15 protein-coding genes are annotated in these 15,229 nt (G+C 55.9%); 5 read left to right on the top strand and 10 right to left on the bottom strand.

What is annotated here, in order from left to right; all coding sequences use genetic code 11:
* Positions 1–25: 25 nt before the first annotated feature.
* Positions 26–1,570: a 2,3-bisphosphoglycerate-independent phosphoglycerate mutase gene (gpmM, locus tag AM410_RS06185; protein ID WP_020882671.1), complete on the bottom strand. Its 1,545-nt coding sequence runs from the start codon at positions 1,568–1,570 to the stop codon at positions 26–28.
* A 246-nt stretch (positions 1,571–1,816) separates the two neighbouring features.
* On the opposite strand from gpmM, the gene AM410_RS06180 reads away from it, so the two are divergent.
* The 5 genes from AM410_RS06180 (at position 1,817) to cysE (ending at position 4,930) form a co-directional block, all read left to right on the top strand.
* Positions 1,817–2,248, top strand: a complete 432-nt coding sequence (locus AM410_RS06180) for a rhodanese-like domain-containing protein (protein WP_014168077.1) — start codon at positions 1,817–1,819, stop codon at positions 2,246–2,248.
* 11 nt (positions 2,249–2,259) lie between these two features.
* Positions 2,260–2,511 (top strand): glutaredoxin 3, encoded by a 252-nt coding sequence (gene grxC / locus AM410_RS06175; protein WP_014168078.1) that lies wholly within the window; start codon positions 2,260–2,262, stop codon positions 2,509–2,511.
* Between the two features lie 32 nt (positions 2,512–2,543).
* Positions 2,544–3,011 (top strand): protein-export chaperone SecB, encoded by a 468-nt coding sequence (secB, locus tag AM410_RS06170; RefSeq protein WP_014168079.1) that lies wholly within the window; start codon positions 2,544–2,546, stop codon positions 3,009–3,011.
* The gene (gene gpsA, locus AM410_RS06165) at positions 3,011–4,030 is read left to right on the top strand and encodes an NAD(P)H-dependent glycerol-3-phosphate dehydrogenase (RefSeq protein ID WP_014168080.1); all 1,020 of its coding nucleotides are present in this window, start codon (positions 3,011–3,013) and stop codon (positions 4,028–4,030) included. Before secB ends, gpsA begins: the two co-directional genes overlap by 1 nt.
* A 78-nt stretch (positions 4,031–4,108) precedes the next feature.
* A complete protein-coding gene (gene cysE, locus AM410_RS06160; RefSeq protein WP_008502718.1) occupies positions 4,109–4,930 on the top strand; it encodes a serine O-acetyltransferase in 822 nt (273 codons plus the stop codon).
* Here the strand turns inward: cysE and trmL are convergent.
* From trmL to AM410_RS06115, 9 genes are all read right to left on the bottom strand, one after another.
* Complete coding sequence (gene trmL / locus AM410_RS06155) at positions 4,927–5,400, bottom strand: tRNA (uridine(34)/cytosine(34)/5-carboxymethylaminomethyluridine(34)-2'-O)-methyltransferase TrmL (RefSeq protein ID WP_014168081.1); 474 nt, start codon at positions 5,398–5,400, stop codon at positions 4,927–4,929. The genes cysE and trmL overlap by 4 nt on opposite strands.
* Before the next feature lie 45 nt (positions 5,401–5,445).
* The gene (locus AM410_RS06150) at positions 5,446–6,786 is read right to left on the bottom strand and encodes an MFS transporter (protein WP_073397571.1); all 1,341 of its coding nucleotides are present in this window, start codon (positions 6,784–6,786) and stop codon (positions 5,446–5,448) included.
* A gap of 183 nt (positions 6,787–6,969) precedes the next feature.
* Positions 6,970–8,157: an FMN-dependent L-lactate dehydrogenase LldD gene (lldD, locus tag AM410_RS06145; protein ID WP_073397573.1), complete on the bottom strand. Its 1,188-nt coding sequence runs from the start codon at positions 8,155–8,157 to the stop codon at positions 6,970–6,972.
* Positions 8,154–8,927 (bottom strand): transcriptional regulator LldR, encoded by a 774-nt coding sequence (lldR, locus tag AM410_RS06140; RefSeq protein WP_014168084.1) that lies wholly within the window; start codon positions 8,925–8,927, stop codon positions 8,154–8,156. Before lldR ends, lldD begins: the two co-directional genes overlap by 4 nt.
* Positions 8,924–10,579 (bottom strand): L-lactate permease, encoded by a 1,656-nt coding sequence (lldP, locus tag AM410_RS06135; RefSeq protein WP_032680001.1) that lies wholly within the window; start codon positions 10,577–10,579, stop codon positions 8,924–8,926. Before lldP ends, lldR begins: the two co-directional genes overlap by 4 nt.
* Positions 10,580–10,864: 285 nt before the next feature.
* A complete protein-coding gene (locus AM410_RS06130; RefSeq protein WP_014168086.1) occupies positions 10,865–11,227 on the bottom strand; it encodes a YibL family ribosome-associated protein in 363 nt (120 codons plus the stop codon).
* A gap of 58 nt (positions 11,228–11,285) precedes the next feature.
* Entirely contained in the window at positions 11,286–11,873 is a 588-nt protein-coding gene (gene mtlR / locus AM410_RS06125; RefSeq protein WP_192879999.1) for a mannitol operon repressor MtlR, read from the bottom strand.
* On the bottom strand, positions 11,873–13,021 hold the full coding sequence (gene mtlD / locus AM410_RS06120) for a mannitol-1-phosphate 5-dehydrogenase (RefSeq protein WP_020882667.1): 1,149 nt from the start codon (positions 13,019–13,021) through the stop codon (positions 11,873–11,875). Before mtlD ends, mtlR begins: the two co-directional genes overlap by 1 nt.
* 99 nt (positions 13,022–13,120) lie before the next feature.
* Complete coding sequence (locus AM410_RS06115; protein WP_014168089.1) at positions 13,121–15,028, bottom strand: PTS mannitol transporter subunit IICBA; 1,908 nt, start codon at positions 15,026–15,028, stop codon at positions 13,121–13,123.
* Positions 15,029–15,229: the final 201 nt, after the last annotated feature.

Here is a 15,229-nt window from a genome sequence, read left to right as displayed (position 1 = left end):
TCGCCTTTCCCCTCATGGGGAGCGATTATTCCACGATGAACAGCGGCTTACCAGTCATCTCTTCAGGGATCTCCATGCCCATCAGCGACAACATGGTTGGCGCGATGTCGGAAAGCTTGCCGCCTTCCACTGCTTTCAGTGATTTATCACCCACATAAATCAGCGGAACAGGCAGGTTGGTGTGAGCGGTGTGCGCCTGGCCGGTTGCCGGGTCGCGCATCTGTTCTGCGTTACCGTGGTCAGCGGTGATGAGCAGCTGGCCACCAACGGATTCAACCGCTTTCGCGACCTGCTCAACACAGTGATCCAGCGCTTCAACCGCTTTTACGGCGGCTTCCATCACGCCGGTATGACCCACCATGTCGCCGTTCGGGTAGTTACAGATGATGGTGTCGTATTTGCCGCTTTCGATTGCCGCAACCAGTTTTTCAGTCAGCTCGGCAGAGCTCATTTCTGGCTGCAGATCGTAGGTAGCTACTTTGGGTGAGTTAATCAGAATGCGATCTTCGCCTTTGAACGGCTCTTCAACACCGCCGTTAAAGAAGAAGGTGACGTGGGCATATTTCTCGGTTTCGGAGATACGCAACTGTGTCTTGTCGTTCTTCGCCATCCACTCGCCGAAGGTATTGGCCAGTGAAGCGGGTGGATAAGCGCATGGCGCATTGATGTCAGCGGCGTATTCGGTCAGCTGAATAAAGTCGATCTTCACCACTTTCTTACGGGTGAAACCGTCGAAATCACTGTTCACGAACGCACGGGTGATTTCACGCGCGCGGTCAGCACGGAAGTTCATGAAGATCAGCGCATCGCCGTCTTCCATGGCGGCATCAGCCTGGCCTTCAGCACGAATGACGGTTGCTTTCACGAATTCATCGTTTTCATCACGCGCGTAAGCGGCTTCCAGACCTTCCACCGCGGTCGCGAACTGGAATTCACCTTTTGCCAGCGTCATCAGGTCATAGGCCTGTTCAACGCGATCCCAACGGTTGTCGCGGTCCATTGCGTAGTAGCGCCCGATGATGGAGGCCACACGTCCTTTGCCAAGCGCGGCGAATTTGTTTTCAAAGGAGGCCAGTGAACCTTTTGCGCTGCGTGGTGGCGTATCACGACCGTCCAGGAAAGCGTGCAGATAGATTTTTTCTGCGCCGCGCTCAGCCGCCAGTTCAACCATCGCCATGATGTGATCTTCGTGGCTGTGTACGCCACCGGCGGAGAGCAGACCCATGATATGAACTGCTTTACCGGCCGCCACGGCTCTGTCCACCGCGCCGCAAAGTACTGGATTGTTGAAGAAGGTACGTTCTTTGATTTCAACGTCCAGACGCGTCAGGTCCTGATACACGATACGACCTGCACCCAGGTTTACGTGGCCAACTTCGGAGTTGCCCATCTGACGATCTGGCAGACCCACTTCCAGCCCGGACGCATCAATCAGGGTGTGGGGACGTTTTGCCCACAGCGCGTCCATCACCGGCGTTTTGGCGTTGAAAATGGCGTTATCCTGTTGATCTTCACGGTAGCCATAGCCATCCAGAATCACCAGTACCATAGGTTTTTTAGAAACCGACATTGCGACAACCTCATGCTCAAGAGTCAAAATTTGCGTAATTTTACTACAGCTGAATCGATCAAATAGCCGCAGAAGATCAAAGAAAGCGCAGGGGCAAGGTGCTTAGCGGACGCTTTTGAGGCAATTTTTTAGGTGGCAGGCCTCAGAAAATGGATTAGGTTATGGTCGCTGGCTGTATTTGCCACAACGCACAGGTATACTCCTGTCCTGGTTTTTTTAATCACTAAGTCGGAGTAGTTACCCTCCATGCAAGAAATTATGCAATTCGTTAGCCGCCATCCGGTTCTGAGCATCGCGTGGATTGGCCTGCTGGCTGCTGTGCTGTTCACCACATTTAAAGGCCTGACGTCTAAGATTAAGGTTATCACCCGTGGTGAAGCGACGCGTCTGATTAACAAAGAAGATGCCGTCGTGGTCGATCTGCGTCAGCGTGACGATTTCCGTAAAGGTCACATTGCTGGTGCTATCAACCTGTTACCTGCTGAAATCAAAGCGAACAACGTTGGCGAGCTTGAGAAACATAAAGCCCAGCCGATTATCGTTGTTGACGCGACCGGTATGCAGGCGCAGGAATCTGCCAGCGCGCTGCATAAAGCAGGCTTCGAAAACGTAACGGTTCTGAAAGAAGGTATTTCCGGCTGGAGCGGGGAAAATCTTCCTTTGGTTCGCGGTAAATAAGGAGTTCAGTAATGGCCAATATCGAGATCTACACCAAAGCAACGTGCCCGTTCTGCCACCGTGCAAAAGCGCTTCTGAACAGCAAAGGCGTAGCGTTCAAAGAACTGCCGATTGACGGTGACGCGATTAAACGCGAAGAGATGATCCAACGTAGTGGTCGTACGACGGTTCCGCAGATTTTTATTGATGCGCAGCACATTGGCGGCTGTGATGACTTGTATGCGCTCGATGCCCGTGGTGGACTCGATCCGCTGCTGAGCTAAGAGACTTTAGGACAATTAAAAAGGGTTTTTCCATGTCAGAACAAAACAACACCGAAATGACTTTCCAGATCCAGCGTATCTACACCAAGGATGTCTCTTTCGAAGCGCCAAATGCGCCACACGTTTTCCAGAAAGATTGGCAGCCAGAGGTTAAACTTGATCTTGATACCGCATCTACCCAACTGGCGGATGACGTGTATGAAGTCGTACTGCGTGTGACTGTTACTGCCTCTCTGGGCGAAGAGACTGCATTCCTGTGTGAAGTTCAGCAGGGCGGCATCTTCTCCATCGGCGGCATCGAAGGCAACCAGATGGCGCACTGCCTGGGTGCATACTGCCCGAACATTCTATTCCCGTATGCTCGCGAATGCATCACCAGCCTGGTTTCTCGCGGTACATTCCCGCAACTGAACCTTGCGCCAGTTAACTTTGATGCGCTGTTCATGAACTATCTGCAGCAGCAAGCTGGCGAAGGTACTGAACAACATCAGGATGCCTGATGAGCACTCTTAATGCGTCAATGACTGTGATCGGTGCCGGCTCATACGGCACCGCTCTTGCCATCACGCTGGCAAGAAATGGTCACGAAGTGGTTCTCTGGGGCCACGACCCAAAACATATCGCGACGCTGCAACGCGACCGTTGCAACGTGGCGTTCCTCCCGGACGTTCCGTTCCCAGACTCCCTGCACCTTGAAAGTGACCTTGCGACCGCGCTGGCGGCCAGCCGCAACATTCTGATTGTGGTGCCGAGCCATGTGTTTGGCGAAGTGCTGCGTCAGATCAAGCCGCTGATGCGCCCTGATGCGCGCATTGTATGGGCCACCAAAGGGCTGGAAGCCGAAACCGGACGCCTGTTGCAGGATGTCGCCCGCGAAGCGCTGGGTGATGACATCCCGCTGGCGGTTATCTCGGGGCCGACGTTTGCTAAAGAGCTGGCCGCTGGCCTGCCGACGGCGATCTCACTGGCATCAACCGATCAGGCCTTCTCCGACGATCTTCAGCATCTGCTGCACTGCGGTAAAAGCTTCCGCGTTTACAGCAACCCCGATTTTATCGGCGTACAGCTGGGCGGTGCGGTGAAGAACGTGATTGCGATCGGCGCCGGAATGTCCGATGGGATTGGCTTTGGTGCCAACGCACGTACCGCACTGATTACGCGCGGCTTAACCGAGATGTCCCGCCTTGGCGCAGCACTGGGTGCCGATCCGACCACCTTCATGGGCATGGCGGGCCTGGGCGATCTGGTGCTGACCTGTACCGACAACCAGTCCCGTAACCGCCGCTTTGGCATGATGCTCGGTGAGGGCATGGATGTGAAAGGCGCGCAGGAGAAGATTGGTCAGGTGGTTGAAGGCTATCGCAATACCAAAGAAGTTCGCGAATTGGCGCACCGTTTTGGTGTCGAAATGCCAATAACCGAGGAAATTTATCAGGTATTGTATTGCGGAAAAAATGCGCGCGAGGCAGCATTGACCTTATTAGGTCGTTCGCGCAAGGATGAGCGCAGCAGTAACTAGTCGCAGGGATTCTTGTTAGCACTATGACCCGGCCAGCACAGAACTGGCCGGTCATTAACATGTCGTCTGGAGTAAGCAATGCCGTGTGAAGAACTGGATATCGTCTGGAACAATATTAAAGCTGAAGCCCGGGCTTTGGCTGACTGCGAGCCAATGCTGGCCAGTTTCTATCATGCGACGCTACTCAAGCACGAAAACCTCGGCAGCGCCCTGAGCTATATGCTCGCCAATAAACTGGCTTCCTCGATTATGCCCGCCATCGCCATTCGTGAAGTGGTGGAAGAGGCCTATGCCGCTGACCCTGAAATGATCGCTTCTGCTGCCTGTGATATCCAGGCCGTGCGCACGCGTGACCCGGCGGTGGACAAATACTCTACGCCGTTGCTGTATCTGAAGGGCTTTCATGCCTTGCAGGCTTATCGCATCGGCCACTGGCTGTGGAATGAAGGCCGCCGCGCGCTGGCTATCTTCCTGCAAAACCAGGTTTCCGTGACCTTCCAGGTGGATATTCACCCGGCCGCGAAAATTGGCCGCGGGATCATGCTTGACCATGCCACCGGCATTGTCGTCGGTGAAACCGCGGTGATTGAAGATGACGTTTCGATTCTGCAGTCGGTCACGTTAGGCGGCACCGGTAAAACCAGCGGCGATCGCCATCCGAAAATCCGTGAAGGGGTGATGATTGGCGCGGGCGCCAAGATCCTCGGCAACATCGAAGTGGGTCGTGGTGCGAAGATTGGCGCCGGTTCGGTTGTTCTGCAGCCTGTTCCGCCGCACACGACCGCCGCTGGCGTACCGGCTCGTATTGTCGGTAAACCAGACAGCGACAAACCGTCGATGGATATGGATCAGCACTTCAACGGTATTCACCATACGTTTGAGTATGGTGACGGTATTTAACTTCTGAGAATGGCGCCCGGGTATCCCAGCTGGCGCCATGCTTCATACACCACCACCGACACCGCATTTGACAGGTTCATGCTGCGGCTGTCCGGCATCATCGGAATACGAATCTTCTGCTCAGCGGGCAGAGCATCAAGAATGGTGGCCGGCAGGCCGCGCGTTTCCGGGCCAAACATCAGATAATCACCGTCCTGATAGCGCACGGCGCTATGTGCCGGCGTACCTTTGGTGGTCAGGGCGAACATGCGCTGTGGGTTTTCGCTTTCCAGAAACGCGGCGTAATCATGATGGCGAACCACGGCCGTAAATTCATGATAATCCAGCCCCGCGCGGCGCAGACGTTTGTCGTCCCACGTAAAACCCATCGGCTCGATGATATGCAGACGAAAACCGGTGTTGGCGCACAGGCGGATAATATTGCCGGTATTCGGCGGAATTTCTGGTTCGAATAAAACGATGTTAAGCATGCTGCCCCCTTAATTGCGGGGGCAGAATAGCAGAAACCGGGCCGCTTATGCGACGCCGAGATCCTGCGAGCGGCAACGCAGCATTTTGTAGAAGGTTGCCGCGGCCGCCAGCAGGGCGGGCAGGCTAAGGATCATCAAAATACTGTCTGCCTGCCACTGCATTGAGAGAAGCTGCGCGCTGGTCATGGTGCCCGCCACGCCACCAAAGCGGCCAATGCCCTGCATCCAGGCAATGCCCGTTGCGCGACACTCGGTAGGATAAAAGGTGGCTGCCAGCGTCTGCATTCCCGATTGCGCGCCGTTCATCGCGATCCCCATCAGGAAAATCAAGCCGCCAAACAGGGCGATATGGTTATGTTCAATGCCGAGCGCCAGAATGAGCAGCATGGTCAGGACAAAGCCACCTGCGACCACTTTGTGTGCCTCCCAGCGATCCATCATCCAGCCCGCGAGAAGGATGCCTGCGGTACCGCCGAAGGTGAACAGCGAGGTGAGCCATGCGGATTCCGCGAGGGGATAGCCCATCCCCAGCATCAGTGTCGGCATCCAGCTAAGCAGAACGTAATAAATCACCAGCCCCATAAAATAGGTTACCCATAGCATCAGGGTACCAGGCAGCCAGGGCTGTGAAAACAGCTGTGCTACGCTCCCTTTTTTGGCGGCGACCCGATCCTCTGCGAGGAAGAAACCGGTGACGCCATCGAGGGTCGTGCGGGCGAAACGGCTGGCGATACGGCGGATCTGCATCACGTCTGTCCCGCGCTGCACCAGGTATTTCACCGATTCCGGTAAAAAAAGCATCAGCAGCAGCGTTAATATCAGCGGTGCTATCGCGCCGGTCAGCAGTACGCTTCGCCAGCCATGATGCGGGATAAGCCAGGACGATATCGCCCCACCGCCGGCCGCGCCCAGCGGGAAGCCGCAGTACATGGTATTAATCGCCATGGCGCGACAGCGCTGAGGGGCAAACTCTGAGATGAGGGTGATGGCGTTCGGCATGGCGGCACCCAGCCCCAGGCCCGTCAGAAACCGCCATAGCGTCAGGGTGTTAAGGCTTTGTGCCCAGGCCGTCCCCAGGCTTGAAAGGCCGAAGAACAGACAAGAAAAGACCAGTACGCGCTTGCGGCCTATCCGGTCCGATACCGGGCCTGCGACCAGCGCTCCCAGCGACAGCCCGAGCAGTGCTGCGCTCAGTACCGGTCCCAGATCCTGTTTGTGTATGCCCCATTCCGCCGACAGCGTGGGCGCAATGTAGCCCATTGCTGCGGTATCGAAACCATCGATCGCCAGCACCAGAAAGCCCAGCACGATGAGCACCCAGTGAAACCCGGAAAAGGGACTGTCGTCGATCACCTGCTGAATATCCACCTGACCTGAATATCTCATACGCTCCCCTCTGATGTGATGGTGTTTTTGTGTTCTTGTATTTGCTTGTCTATACAATTGCGTGCGGCACAGGTATGTCAAATTTTCTTATCCAATATGTTACCTAGATGTTATTTTTGACAAAAAAAAGCGCCCGAGGGGAGTTCGGACGCGAGGAGAGGGGGAAGGGGTATCAGACGGGCGTCAGGCTGCGTCACCCTGGGCAAGCGGTGCCAGTGCGACGGGTAATTTACCCAACTCCTGCACCAGGGAGTCCTTGCTGATTTCGCGAATCGTTTTTGCGCCGGTCAACGTCATCGCCACTTTCATCTCTTTTTCGATCAGGTTGAGCAGATTCGCCACCCCTGCCTGACCAGCCGTAGCCAGTGCATAAAGATATGCGCGTCCGAGCAATACGCTGTCTGCGCCAAGGGCAATCATACGCACCACGTCAAGCCCGTTGCGGATACCGCTGTCGGCGAGGATAGCGATATCACCTTTCACCGCATCGGCAATCGCCGGCAGTGCGCGTGCGGAAGAGAGTACCCCATCAAGCTGACGTCCGCCGTGGTTAGAGACCACAATACCGTCAGCGCCAAAGCGCACGGCATCGCGGGCATCTTCCGGGTCGAGGATCCCTTTGATCACCATCGGGCCGTCCCAGAATTCGCGGATCCACTCCAGGTCTTTCCACGAGATGGACGGATCGAAATTATTCGCCAGCCAGCCGATGTAATCTTCCAGCCCGGTGGGTTTACCGAGATAGGCCGAGATATTCCCCAGATCGTGCGGGCGACCATTCACACCGACATCCCAGGCCCATTGCGGGTGCGTTACCGCCTGCCAGTAGCGACGCAGGGCAGCATTTGGGCCGCTCATCCCGGAGTGGGCATCACGGTAACGGGCGCCAGGCGTCGGCATATCAACGGTAAAGACCAACGTTGAACAGCCCGCGGCTTTGGCACGCTCCAGCGCATTGCGCATAAAGCCGCGATCGCGCAGGACGTACAGCTGGAACCACATCGGACGCTGGAGGGTCGGGGCCACTTCTTCAATCGGGCAGACGGAGACGGTGGAGAGGGTAAACGGAATACCTTTGGCATCCGCCGCCGCTGCCGCCTGGACTTCACCCCGGCGGGCGTACATGCCGCACAAACCGACTGGTGCAAGGGCCACCGGCATGGAAAGCGTTTCGTTAAACAGCGTTGTCTCAAGGCTCAGCTCAGACATATCTTTCAGCACGCGCTGGCGCAGCGCTACTTCCGACAGATCTTCCACGTTGCGGCGCAGGGTGTATTCGGCATATGCCCCACCGTCGATATAGTGGAACAGGAACGGCGGCAAAATGCGCTGCGCCGCGGCGCGATAGTCACTGGCTGCTGAAATAATCATGCTTTGTTCTCCCTGGAAATATCACTGTCGCCAGGCAGACGGGTAATACGCGCCTGTCGGGCCTGATCTTCATCGAATCGTTTTATGGTGGTGTGCACGAACCCCAGATGCGCCATCATCGCTTTGCGCGCGGCCTCAGCATCTCCGGCCAGAATGGCGTTGAGTACCGCCTCGTGCTGTTCGGTCAGTTGGGCAAATACCGGCGGGACCAGATACATACGCTGGCGGCTCTGCTTCACGGAGGATTGCAGCAGGTCGAAGAAACCGCGCATGGTCTGGAGCAGAACGACGTTGTGCGACGCTTCGGCAATCGCCAGATGAAACCGCACGTCCGCCTGCGAGGCGATGTCCGGGTCGCTGCTTTGGGTGGCGTCAAAGCAGGCTTTGAGCTTCTCTTTGTCGGCTTCAGTGGCCCGCATGGCCGCATGCCAGGCGGTACTGGTTTCGATGGCGTGCCGCGCTTCAATGATGTCGAAGCTGTAGTCCGGGTCGTTTTCCATCAGCGTTTTAAGCGGCTGCACGATGTTTTGCTCGGACCAGTCATCGTGCTGCCAGCGGACAAAGGTGCCGCCGCCCCGACGGCTTACCAGTACCCCTTCGCTGACCAGCGTCGCCAGCGCCTCACGCAGGGAGTTACGAGATACACCCAGTTGGGCGGCGAGCTGGCGCTCGGCGGGCAATTTCATGCCCGCTTCCAGCTGTTGTTCTTCAATCAGCGCCCGTACGCGAGAGGCAATCTCGTCGGACAGGCGTCTGGGCATGACTATCATGGGATCATCCAGGTTAAGACATAGGCCTGCAGGGTCGTGATCACCCCGACCATACAGGTGAATATCAGGCTGTGTTTCACGGTAAAGCGGAACAGGTCCGACTCTTTACCGACCAGTCCCACCGCCGCACAGGCAATGGCGATGGATTGCGGTGAGATCATCTTGCCGGTCACGCCGCCGGTAGTATTGGCGGCCACCAGAAGGATGTCCGACACGCCAATCTGCTGGGCTGCCGTCGCCTGCAGGGCCGCAAACAGGGCGTTAGATGAGGTATCTGAACCGGTCAGGAACACCCCCAGCCAGCCGAGGAACGGCGAGAAGAACGTGAAGGCGTGGCCGGTATGCGCCAGCGCAAGCGCCAGTGTCGATGACAGGCCGGAATAGTTCGAGATAAACGCGAACGCCAGCACCATGCCGATGGAGTAGATCGGCAGCATCAGCTCCTTAATGGTAGCCGCAAAAGTCTGTACTGCAGCCGCTGGCTTCATGCGTAACCACACCACAGACAGGATAGCGGCAAACAGGATTGCGGTGCCGGTTGCTGAGAACCAGTCAAATTTATACACCGCGGCATACGGCGTGGCGGCGTGCACCACGGGCGGCATGCGGGCGACCATCTTGTCGAGGAACGGCACGGAGATGTTAATGACCATCTCATACAGTGCGCCACCCGGTGCGAACAGGGCCTTAAACGGTGGAATACTCCAGAGCGTAACCGTGGCGGTCAGGAACAGGAACGGAGACCATGCGCGAATGATTTGTCCCGCGGTATAACCGGTACGTGCCAGGGTTTGATCGACGTGTGAAGCACCCATATCGGCGAAACGGAAGATGCGTACCGGCTGCCAGCGTTTCAGGAACAGCGTCAGGCAGACCAGCGACACCAGTGAAGAGATAATGTCCGGCAATTCGGGGCCGAGGAAATTCGAGCTGAGATACTGGGCAATGGCAAACGAGCCGCCAGCGACGACCACCGCAGGCCATGTCTCTTTCACGCCGCGCCAGCCATCCATAATCGCCATGATCCAGAACAGCACGATGATGGTCAGGAACGGCAGCTGACGGCCAACCATCTGGCCAATTTCAAAGCTGTCCAGACCGGTGACCTGCCCGGCGACCAGAATCGGGATCCCCATCGCACCAAACGCCACCGGCGCGGTGTTAACGATCAGACAAAGACCTGCGGCGTAAAGCGGGTTGAACCCCAGCCCGACTAACAGCGCCGCGGTGATGGCAACTGGTGCGCCAAACCCGGCCGCCCCTTCCAGAAAAGCCCCGAAGGAGAAACCGACAATCAGCATCTGCAAACGCTGGTCCGGGGTAATGGAAAGTATCGATGAGCGGATAATGTCGAACTGCCCGGTTTTCACCGAGATTTTGTAGACAAAGACCGCCGCGATGATGATCCACGCAATCGGCCACAGGCCGTAGAAGAAACCATAGACGACGGAGGCCAGCGCGCGATCAACCGGCATTTTATAGAAGAACAGTGCCACCATCAGCGCAATGGCAACGGTGTACGTCGCGGCCAGGTATCCCTTCAGCTTGAGCTTAATCAGCGCAAAGAAGAAGAACAGGATCGGAAGCGATGCGATCAGGCTCGACAGCCAGATATTGCCAGCCGGATCGTAGTTTTGTTGCCAGAGGCTCATGCAGGTCTCCTGAGGACCAGACAGTCTGCGTAGCGGGTGAGTCTCCGCTCATCTCTGCGTCACAAACTGTGTAAAAGTGGTCCTGCCAATATTGTGTTGTAGGGTGAATGACAATAAATGGTTAACCAGTTGTTATGAGTCAGCAATGATTTTGTGAGGGGAATTAGTGGAATTGTGAACCAGGAAAGTGATTACCGGGAGATTGGTTGGGCCAATTTTAAGCGGTGAGGGGGGCGACGCGGTATGGTTTTCGCCCTCTCGCCTGGGAGAGAGGGCAGGGGACGATCAAAACGCGGTCTTACAAAAACCCGTCATCTCTTTCAGACCCATTTCGCGACCAAGCTCGGTCATGGGATGAACCACCACCAGGCCACGGACGCTTTTCTTCAGCTTGCCCATGTCGGCCTGCTCTTTTTTAGTGATGGCGCGACGGTGCGGCATGCTCAACAGCTTTTGGGCTTCGTTGCTCAGCTTCTGGCCTTTGACTTCGCGCAGACGCTCGATTTCCGCTTCAAGCTTCTCACTCTCTTTCTCCAGCTCGGCATACTTCTCGGCGGACTCAACCAGTGAGAGACCAGCCATCTGGTGGCGGATCAGATCCAGGCGGTCGCTCAGGCGTTTAATTTCGTTCTTTTCGACTTCTTTCATGACAAATAACTCTGAAAACGGGGAATTTACAGGGAAGGATACACCAATGTGAGCAGGCTTACTTCTGAAACGCTTTTTTTAAGCTGATTCGGGAAATCAGCTCAGTCAGGGAAAGGACCATTGTGGAACGGACAACCTGTTGATAACGCAGCTTTTGCATCGCGTACAGCTCAGGGTCACTGTTATCAAAATGGGGAGCAGGGGGAAGCGCGGAGACGCAGTGTAGCTCGCCGAAGGGGCCAAGGATCTCATCATCGGTAAAGGTGTACTCATTACCGTCATGATTTAACTCTTCGCGCAGTGCCATCAGCAGCTCGGCATCTTCATACTCTTGTCGGTTCAACACGCCAAGACCATAAATCAGCTTCAGACGTACCGATAAATCGCCCAGCGGTCCGTCTCCGTCCAGTAACGGTTCTACAGCATATTTTACCGCGTAGTCGTCTTTGCGAAACACCTGAAGTACCAGAATATTCACCGCCTCGGTTAGCAACTCGACGGCGGCAATCAGGAAACTTCGTACGGTTTTGCCAGCATTCAGACGCTCAAGCACACGATTTTCAAAGGCCTGGGTTTGTTCCATTATTGCCTGCATATCTGACAATCTGTTATTTGGGCGCAGGCTATCCTGCGCCGCACTCTGCATCATTTGATTGCGTTGTAAGCGTTCACCGCCTCCACAACCACGTCGCTGTTGGCATCCAGACCAGAGATCTGCGCCAGCGCACCCTGCGGGCCTTTATCGTTAATCAGCTGAGCCAGCTCCTGCGCCTGTGGATCCTGTTCGCTGCGGTAATGCATCGCGGCGGCAATCCCTTTCACCAGGTTGGCGTGCGCAAGACCATACTCCAGCGTGCCCAGCAGCGGTTTAATCAGGCGATCGCCCGCGCTCAGTTTACGCAGTGGCTGACGGCCTACGCGCTCAACGTCATCTTTCAGATACGGGTTTTCAAAACGACCGAGGATTTTCTGGATGTATGCTGCATGTTTCTCAGCATCAAAACCGTAGCGTTTGATCAGCACCGCGCCGCTCTCTTCCATTGCCCCTTTAACCACCGCACGGATGCTCTCATCGAGGATCGCGTCACGAATGGTCTGATGACCGGCCAATTTTCCGAGGTACGCGGTTATAGCATGCCCGGTGTTCAGCGTGAAGAGTTTACGTTCGACAAAGGCCATCAGGTTATCGGTTAATTCCATCCCCGGAATGGTTGGCAGCGCGCCTTTAAACTGGGTTTTATCGACGATCCACTCGCTGAAGGTTTCCACGGTCACTTCCAGCGGATCGTGGGTGGCGGATTCTGACGGCGGAACGATACGGTCAACGGCGGAATCCACAAAGCCGACGTGCGCTTCCACCCAGGCTTTATCTTCGTCCGCGACGGCGGCGAGCACATGGCCTTTCAGCTGCGTGGTGCCGCGCACCATGTTTTCACAGGCGATGATGTTCAGCGGTGTGTCGATGCCCTGCGCTTTACGTTTTGCCAGGCCTTTCGCCACCGCAGGGGCAATGCGCTCAAGCACCACCGGACCAACGGCCGTGGTCACCAGATCGACACTGGCGATGAGGTCGATAACGTCTTCGCCAATGCTGCTTACCGCATTAACGCCAGACACCGTCTCAACCTGCTCGTTTTCGCCTACCACGTGTACCTGATAGCTATGACGGGCATTCAGGGCATCCAGGACTACCTGATTCACATCGGCGAATGTCAGCGTAATGCCTGCGTCTGCCAGCAGTTTACCGATAAAGCCACGACCGATATTACCTGCGCCAAAATGTAATGCTTTCATAGTATTAACCTTAATCAATGTTTTTACCCGAGAGGGCTGGGGTGAGGCTTTGCCCTCACCCTAACCCTCTCCCCACAGGGGGAGAGGGAAGAGGTTCCGTTACTTGTTCAACAGCGCCAGCACTTCTTCCACGCTGGTGGTGTTGGCCAGACGTTCAATGACAGAGTCGTCATCCAGCGCGTTGGTCAGGCTGGTAATCACCTGGATGTGCTCGTTGTTGCGAGCGGCGATACCAATCACCAGGCGGGCGATGTCGTCTTCTTCTTCACCGAAGCGTACACCATCCGGATACTGACAGAACACCACGCCGGTTTTCAGTACGCGGTCTTTCGCTTCAACCGTACCGTGTGGAACCGCAATGGATTCACCCAGATAGGTTGGGGTCAGCTTTTCACGCTCCAGCATCGCGTCAACGTATTCAGGCTGCACGTAGCCGCCTTTCACCAGCTGTTCACCGGCAAAGCGAATCGCCTCTTCCTTGTGGGACGCCGTGCGGCCCAGGAAGATGTTTTCTGCGCCCAGGCGGAACAGGTGGCTGTCGTTCGCGTCAAAGCTGTCTTTCAGGCTGTCGCGGACTTTGACTTCGTTATCTTCATGACGCTGCGCGGCCACCAGACGTTCGGTCAGGTTGGTGTACAGGCCGCTGTCCAGGAAGTTGGTCAGCGAAATGTGCTGTGCCTGAGGAACCTGACGCATCGCACGTTCGGTCAGATCGCGGTGCGTAATCACCAGGTCAACATCTGCAGGCAGGCTGTTGATGGCGCTGTTGGTGACGGAGATGTTGGTCAGACCCGCATCCTGCACTTTCTTACGCAGCACGCCGGCACCCATGGCGCTGGAACCCATACCCGCGTCACAGGCCACGATGATTTTACGTACGTGGCTCAGGTCGTTAGAGACATCGCCCGCCGCCAGCGGCGTTGCGCCTTTTGATTCGGCTTTCATGTCATGCATACGACGGGTTGCCGCTTCGATATCGTCATCTTCTTTCACTTTGCTGGTTTTCAGCAGGATAGAAGAGACCACGAAGGAGACGGCCATTGCCGCACAGATGGCTGCGATGTTAGCGAAATAGGCACCTTTCGGGGTCATCGCCAGGACCGCCAGGATGGAGCCTGGAGAGGCCGGAGAAACCAGACCACCGCCCAGCACGCTCAGGGTGAACACGCCCGTCATACCGCCGAGGATAACGGCCAGGATCAGACGTGGGTTCATCAGCACGTAAGGGAAGTAAATTTCGTGGATACCGCCCAGGAAGTGGATGATAGCCGCACCGCCCGCAGACTGTTTCGCACTGCCGCGTCCAAAGAACATGTACGCCAGCAGAACACCCATGCCCGGGCCCGGGTTGGCTTCAATCAGGAAGAAGATGGACTTGCCGAGGTCATGAGACTGCTGAATGCCCAGCGGTGAGAAGATACCGTGGTTAATGGCGTTGTTGAGGAACAGGATTTTCGCCGGTTCAACAAAGATAGACGCCAGCGGCAGCATGTCGTGCGCAACCATGAAGTTAACGCCTGCCGCCAGAACTTTGGACAGCACTTCAACCGCAGGGCCAATGCCGAGGAACGCCAGAATCGCGAGGATCATACCGATGATGCCCGCAGAGAAGTTGTTCACCAGCATTTCGAAGCCGGATTTGATCTTACCATCAACCCAGACGTCGAATTTCTTAATTGCCCAGCCGCCCAGAGGGCCAGCAATCATTGCACCGAGGAACATCGGCATATCCGCACCGACGATAACCCCCATCGTCGTGATGGCACCCACAACGCCACCACGGTCTCCACCCACCAGACGACCCCCGGTAAACCCGATAAGCAGCGGCAGCAGGTAGGTAATCATTGGGCCAACAAGTTTCGCCAGCGTTTCGTTAGGCAACCACCCTGTCGGAATGAACAACGCAGTGATGATACCCCACGCGATAAACGCGCCGATATTTGGCATCACCATATTGCTGAGGAAACGACCAAAGCTTTGAACTTTGATCTTGAAATCGGATGACATAAAACACCCCTTCTTCTGTTTACGCTTAGGCTTGCGGCCCGAGGTTTATTGTTAATGAGGCGGCAGAGGTAGCCGGGCCCTGTTCTGATGCTGTGAAATCTGGCACTGAATCGTTCAACTGTCCAGACGACGGAAATTTGTGTGATATGAATCACGTAAATGTAGGGGGTGCAGATATGAATGAAGTGATCTTCGTCACAA

Origin of the sequence: Enterobacter cloacae complex sp. FDA-CDC-AR_0164 (assembly GCF_003071645.1) — a bacterium.
Lineage (GTDB): Bacteria > Pseudomonadota > Gammaproteobacteria > Enterobacterales > Enterobacteriaceae > Enterobacter > Enterobacter ludwigii.
The sequence above is the reverse complement of the archived record's forward strand: the minus strand, read 5'-3'. Positions and strand labels throughout refer to the sequence as shown.